Here is a 6,287-nt window from a genome sequence, read left to right on the forward strand (position 1 = left end):
ATGAACATGTTTCTGCATGAATTAAAGGTGAATCGGAAGTCCACAATAATTTGGACTCTGTCTCTTGTTGCAATAGCTGTTCTCTTTTTATCCATTTTTCCAACGATTGAAAGGGAAGGTGAAGAATTTAAAAAGGTTCTTGCTAGTTACCCTGAGGGTGTCCTGAAAGCAGTCGGCGTTCAAATTGACAGCATTACATCGTTTCTTGGATTTTACTCCTATGTCTTTTTATATATCATGTTATGTGGAGCCATTCAGGGAATGAACCTGGGGATGGGGGTTTTATCGAAGGAAATCATCGGGAAAACAGCTGAATTTCTGTTGACGAAGCCTGTTGCCCGCAAAGAAATACTAACTTCCAAAGCTTTGGCGGTTGTCACTTCCTTGTTGATCACGAATATCGTCTTTATGGGAGCAGCAGCACTTATGGCAAATATAGTCGCAAAGGAATCCATTGATTACCAAGTTTTTTTCATGATCTCAGCAACAAACTTTTTCGTTCAGCTTATGTTTGCATCTTTTGGATTTTTGCTTTCTGTGCTTGTTTCAAGGATTAAATCGGTTCTTCCCCTCTCACTTAGTACTGTTTTTGCGTTTTTTATACTCTATATGTTTGGGTCGGTCATTGGGGAAAAGGCCGTTCGTTATTTAACACCATTTAAATATTTTGATCTTGCTTATATCATCAGACATTCCGGCTACGAAGCTCAGTACATTATCATTGGATCAATTTTTATTGTTGCAACTGTGGCTGTGAGCTTTATTGTTTTTACAAAAAAAGATATTCATACTGTGTAATCAGAAAGGGGTGTTTCTATCATGAACATTGTGCTAAGAGAGTTAATGTCTAGCCGTAAGTCGTTAATTTGGTGGTCGGTGGGCCTTCTTGCCATGATAACGGGAGGGATGAGCAAGTATGGGGGGATGCAATCGTCCGGACAGTCAGCAAACGACCTTTTTGCGGCAATGCCGAAGTCGCTCCAAGCGATTTTTGGTGTAAGCACCTTAGATATATCGACAGCACTTGGCTATTATGGTCTGATTTTCTCTTACCTTTTGTTGATGGCAGCCATTTATGCCGTTATGCTGGGGGCAAATTCTATTGCTAAGGAAGAACGGGATAAAACCTCTGAATTTTTGATGGCAAAGCCTGTCTCAAGAAGTAGGATTATCACCTCCAAGTTAGCGGCAGCGATTATCCTTCTTTTTCTTTTTAACCTCATCACATTCCTTTTATCGGCCATGATGGTAAACTATTATGATAGTGGTGCAGAGATTACGAGCAAAATAGCAGCATTAGTGGGAGGAATGTTCCTATTACAGCTGATATTCTTAGCAATTGGCACCAGCATTGCAGCGGTGAGCAAGCGTCCAAAACTTGCGACATCGATAGCAACAGGGATTCTTCTACTAACCTATATTCTATCGATTGCCGTCGAGCTCAGCAGTAAGCTTGAAAATTTGAAATACATCATTCCATTTAAATATTTTGAGGCTAAGTACATTTTGGCTGGTGATGGATTTGATGCAGTATTTGTCATATTATCAGTTGTAATAGTTGTAGTATTAATAAATGCCACCTATATCTTGTATCAAAAGAGGGACCTGAATATATAGAATTGCGATGGAGGAACTCTAAGTCGGGGTTCCTTTTCTGATTTAGAATTGCTTATTGTGTTATATTTTTTCGTGCTCGTATTTGTTAGTGATTTAACATGCATAAGATTCTGTGAAATTTCACTATTATCCCTTTTAACATAATAAGGATTATCAAACTGCAGAAATCAGTGGATGTATCTTGTGTGAAACATACCCCAATATGCTAGCTAAAGATGAGAAAATCAAATTAGCTAATTGAGGCTTCCAAAGTTTCTGTTTATAAACTGGGTAAGAATTAGAGAAGCTGTTAAATAAAATCAATAGTTGTTTAGTGTAAAAAACTCTGGAGATGAGATATTATCCAGATTATTTCATTTTGACTGTATTTGCTGAGGCAAATATTTATCTTTTTGTAAGCAAAAATTTGTTTCTATATGAAATAGTAGATATACTATGGGAACAACGCCATTATTAATGGATATGGGAGGAGAGATATTATTATGGGAAAAATTCGAGAAGGTGAAGTTTTCACCCTTACTGATGACAATGATGAGGGCCATGAGGTTGAAGTTCTAGGATCATTAGATGTAGAAGGAACGGAATATGTAGCAGTGGGCTTGCTTGAAGATATTGAAGAAGATACAGAGGATGATATTGATATTTTCTTTTTCAGAGTCGAGGGTGAAGGAGAGCTAATCGATATCGAAACGGACGAGGAGTTCGAAAAGGTATCCCTAGCGTTCGAAGCAGCTTTTGATCCGCAGGATTGATGGGAAACTAGAAAAGACGGCACATTGGGTGTCGTCTTTTTTATATGTATGAAAAGTACTGGCCCCGCCTTCGCCAAATACCATGATAGCCACGCGTGCTATCCAGCCTTACTTAAGTATAGTGCCGCGTTGTTGAAAGGACATGTAGTGTGTATGAAGGTTTTGTTAAATCAAGAAGTCATTTTTCTACCCACTAGGCATAGGATAAAAAAAGTGGAGGTGATAGAATGGCTGTCGTAAAACATACGGATTCTGATATTGCATTGTTGGCAAGGTTGCTTAGAGCTGAAGGTGAGAGCGAAGGTGATCAAGGCATGCTGATGATTGGGAATGTTGGAATCAACCGGATAAGGTCGGACTGTTCCGATTTTATAGGATTAAGAACGATTCCGGATATGGTTTATCAGGAACATGCCTTCGAAGCTGTTCAAAAAGGTTATTTTTATCAAAGAGCAAGAGAGAGAGAAAAAAGTCTTGCACGTCGTAATGTAAATGGTGAAAGGTTATGGCCTTCAAAATTTAGCCTATGGTACTTCAGGCCACCGGGAGATTGTCCGGCAACCTGGTATAACCAGCCTTTAGCTGGGCGTTTTAAGCTTCATTGTTTTTATGAACCCACAGGTGCAGAGTGTGAAAATATTTATAATACATTTTAGGAAAGAGGCTGAACCTTATATGGAGGTTTGGCCTCTTTGTGTGTCAAGTATGTAATCAAAATATCATATGATAAAACTAGCAAATGATTTACTGATACTGTAAAATTGAGACAGTAAATTTCCGGATAAGAAAGGAATAAAAAAATTGATGAGTAAAAGGCTTGTTAATTATGGGCAAAGGCAAATGGGAGAACAGTCGGAGGAAATCACAGAGCAACTTAAGTCTTTCATRGAGAATAATGCGGACGCCATTTCTATCGTTGATCTGGAAGGAAAAACCCTTCAAGTTAATTCTGCTTTTGAAGAATTTTTTGGTTGGAAAAATGATGAAATAATAGGTAAGCCGTTTCCGATTATTCCTGAATTCTTGAAGGAGTCAGTAAATGAATTGCATAGCCAGGTTAGGGAAGGGGAACAAAAGAAAGGCTTTGAAACGGTTAGACAAAGAAAAGATGGCCAGTTAATCAATGTGAGCATCTCCCTTTTTACTATCCGAGACAATAAAAATGAGCCGAGTGCATTGGCCTTCGTTTATCGGGATATCACGGATCAAAAGCTTGCTGAAGCTGCCTTGAAGGAAAGTGAAGAAAGGTATCGCAGTTTAGTGGAAGTATCACCTGAAGCGATTTTTGTGCATCGCAATGGGGTCATTGAGTATATGAATCCTATGGGGGCAAAAATGCTAGGTATGGATAGTGTTGATGATATTATTGGCATGTCCGTTTTTCAGTTCGTTCACCCTGATTCTCTAGAAACTGTAAAAAAACGAATCAAGATAATGAGAGACGATTATAAAGCAGTTGATTTATTGGAGCAAAAGTTCATTAGACTAGATGGACAAGAATTTTATGGAGAAACACTTGGCCTTCCGATTATTTATAAGGACCGTCCAGCCATACAGGTGTTTTGCAGAGATATTACCGAGCGTAAGAAAACAGAAGAAATACTTTGTAAATCTAACATGCTATCTGCGGTGGGGCAGATGGCTGCGGGTATTGCACATGAAATAAGGAATCCGTTAACAACGGTTAAAGGATTTTTACAACTATTGAGAGAAAGCCCCGATAAAAAGGACTATCTTGAAATGACTGTAAGTGAAGTTGAGAAAATTGAAATTTTAGCCAATGAATTTTTGAGTTTAGCAGAGCCTGAAGCGAAGGTTTGGGAATCGATTCAGCTTACCGATATATTAGACAGTGTAATTATGTTAGCCGAGTTTCAGGCAATAATAAATGACGTTGAAATTATCAAAGAATATAAAAAGAATTTTGTATGGGTCCTTGGTGAGCCTACTCAGTTAAAACAGGTGTTTACTAATGTCGTTAATAATGCGATAGAAGCAATGCCTAAAGGAGGGAAACTTCATATTCAGTTAAAATATGAAGGGGAATCCATAGTTATCTCCTTCATTGATCAGGGTAGTGGAATCTCAGAAGAGCGCATAAAGCATCTAGGACAGCCTTTTTATAGTACTACGGAAAAAGGAACAGGATTAGGACTCATGGTCAGTACTAAAATCATTCATGAGCATAAGGGTGAAATCCAATTTAGTAGTGAAGTAGGAAAAGGAACCATCGTTGATATCATTCTCCCTATCGATAAAAATTCACAATGAAAAGTGACGAGAAGTCAATGCTCTCGTCACTTTTTGGTTTATAGTTTAACGATTGTTCTGCCTCTTGCTTCCCCTTTTAAAAGGGTAGGAAGGACATCCGGTAAATCTTTAAGGGTAATTTCCTGTTGTATGAGCTGTTCTAAATGTGCCAGCTTAAAATCGGTAGCGAGTCGCTGCCAAACCTTCAATCTCGTATCCATTGGGCAATTCACGGAATCAATTCCGAGTAAATTAACACCTCTTAGGATGAATGGAAAGACAGTAGCTGGTAGATTGGTACCTGCTGTTAATCCACTTACCGCAACAGAACCTCCGTATTGAATTTGACTAAGGACAGAAGCAAGTGGTTCTCCGCCAACTGGGTCAACCGCACCACTCCACTTTTGTTTGCCTAGTGCCCGAAGCTTGCCATTGTAGACATCTTCACGTGATACAATTGTTGAGGCACCAATTTCCTTTAGGTACCCGTGTTCTGATTCTTTTCCTGTACTCGCCTCAACCGAATAGCCAAGCTTGGAAAGTATCGAGACCGCAAAGCTGCCGACCCCACCTGTTGCACCAGTTACGAGAACACTTCCTTGATCAGGAGTGAGGTTATTTTCTTCTAGACGGAGAACCGATAAGGCCGCAGTAAAACCAGCCGTTCCGATAACCATCGCTTCTTTCAATGTAAGGCCCTCAGGAAGTGGAACAATCCACTCTGCAGGAACGCGGGCAAATTCACTATAGCCCCCGGATTGGGAAACGCCGATTCCATAGGAAGTCGCAATGACTTCGTCTCCCTCTTTAAAACGGGGATTCTCTGATGAAACGACAACACCAGCTAAATCAATTCCCGGAACAATTGGATAGTTTGTGACTATGTTTCCATTCGGAATGCTAGCTAGGCTATCTTTATAATTCACACCTGAATAATGAACGCGGATGAGCACTTCGCCTTGAGGTAAGTCATCAAGTGTTAGTTCCTGAATGCTAACGGAAAATTGGTCCTCTTGCTTGTCCACGACTAATGCATCAAATCGTTGTACCATAATTAGTCCCCCCTTTGATTTAAATCATTCTAATTATATAAGAAAAGACGGTAAGCTGTATAATGATTGAATTCGAAATAAATGGCTCTATCTTTTCTTTCTTCTTCTAAAAATGTTACTATAAGGTTTGATTCAGTTTATATTAAAGGAGATGTTTTACATGGCTAAAAAAGGATACATACTTATGGAAAATGGAGAAAAAATCGAATTCGATCTTTTCCCGAACGAAGCACCAAACACAGTAGCTAACTTCGAAAACTTAGCGAACACAGGATTTTATAACGGCGTAGTATTTCACCGTGTCATCCCAGGTTTCGTAAGCCAAGGTGGAGATCCAACAGGTACAGGTGCAGGCGGAAGTGGCACACAGATTAAGTGTGAAACTGTAGGAAATCCTCATAAACATGAAGCAGGTAGCCTATCTATGGCACATGCTGGAAAAGACACTGGCTCAAGCCAATTCTTTATCGTTCACGCACCGCAACCACATCTTAACGGTGTCCACACGGTATTCGGTAAAGTAACATCTGGACTTGAAACAGCTAAAGCTATGAAAAATGGCGACAAAATGGAGAAAGTCGAAGTTTTTGACGCTGAATAATGGATGTAGAAAGAG

At 39.5% G+C, this 6,287-nt stretch carries 7 protein-coding genes; 6 read left to right on the forward strand and 1 reads right to left on the reverse strand.

Annotated features, from left to right (window positions below; translation table 11 throughout):
• The 5 genes from AC1DUW_RS08375 (at position 1) to AC1DUW_RS08395 (ending at position 4,640) form a co-directional block, all read left to right on the forward strand.
• Positions 1-798 carry an ABC transporter permease subunit gene (locus AC1DUW_RS08375; protein ID WP_252431592.1) on the forward strand — a complete coding sequence of 266 codons (798 nt, stop codon included), beginning with the start codon at positions 1-3 and terminating at the stop codon, positions 796-798.
• Positions 799-819: 21 nt separating this feature from the next.
• Positions 820-1,617, forward strand: coding sequence for an ABC transporter permease (locus AC1DUW_RS08380; RefSeq protein WP_053348798.1), 798 nt, complete (start codon positions 820-822; stop codon positions 1,615-1,617).
• Between the two features lie 476 nt (positions 1,618-2,093).
• Complete coding sequence (locus AC1DUW_RS08385) at positions 2,094-2,369, forward strand: DUF1292 domain-containing protein (RefSeq protein WP_407946293.1); 276 nt, start codon at positions 2,094-2,096, stop codon at positions 2,367-2,369.
• A 227-nt stretch (positions 2,370-2,596) separates the two neighbouring features.
• On the forward strand, positions 2,597-3,025 hold the full coding sequence (locus tag AC1DUW_RS08390; RefSeq protein ID WP_053348800.1) for a cell wall hydrolase: 429 nt from the start codon (positions 2,597-2,599) through the stop codon (positions 3,023-3,025).
• 148 nt (positions 3,026-3,173) lie between these two features.
• Positions 3,174-4,640, forward strand: coding sequence for a PAS domain-containing sensor histidine kinase (locus tag AC1DUW_RS08395; protein WP_477642322.1), 1,467 nt, complete (start codon positions 3,174-3,176; stop codon positions 4,638-4,640).
• Positions 4,641-4,678: 38 nt separating this feature from the next.
• On the opposite strand, the gene AC1DUW_RS08400 is transcribed toward AC1DUW_RS08395, so the two are convergent.
• Positions 4,679-5,671, reverse strand: coding sequence for an NADPH:quinone oxidoreductase family protein (locus tag AC1DUW_RS08400; RefSeq protein WP_053348802.1), 993 nt, complete (start codon positions 5,669-5,671; stop codon positions 4,679-4,681).
• Positions 5,672-5,831: 160 nt separating this feature from the next.
• On the opposite strand from AC1DUW_RS08400, the gene AC1DUW_RS08405 reads away from it, so the two are divergent.
• Positions 5,832-6,272: a peptidylprolyl isomerase gene (locus AC1DUW_RS08405; RefSeq protein ID WP_053348803.1), complete on the forward strand. Its 441-nt coding sequence runs from the start codon at positions 5,832-5,834 to the stop codon at positions 6,270-6,272.
• Positions 6,273-6,287 lie beyond the last annotated feature (15 nt).

It is taken from the genome of Peribacillus sp. P4_C12 (assembly GCF_056402095.1).

Excerpts from the sequence above, each read along its gene's own strand:
- AC1DUW_RS08375 (WP_252431592.1), top strand. The coding sequence starts at position 1 with ATGAACATGTTTCTGCATGAATTAAAGGTGAATCGGAAGTCCACAATA.
- AC1DUW_RS08390 (WP_053348800.1), top strand. The coding sequence starts at position 2,597 with ATGGCTGTCGTAAAACATACGGATTCTGATATTGCATTGTTGGCAAGG.
- AC1DUW_RS08400 (WP_053348802.1), bottom strand. The coding sequence starts at position 5,671 with ATGGTACAACGATTTGATGCATTAGTCGTGGACAAGCAAGAGGACCAA.
- AC1DUW_RS08405 (WP_053348803.1), top strand. The coding sequence starts at position 5,832 with ATGGCTAAAAAAGGATACATACTTATGGAAAATGGAGAAAAAATCGAA.
- AC1DUW_RS08380 (WP_053348798.1), top strand. The coding sequence starts at position 820 with ATGAACATTGTGCTAAGAGAGTTAATGTCTAGCCGTAAGTCGTTAATT.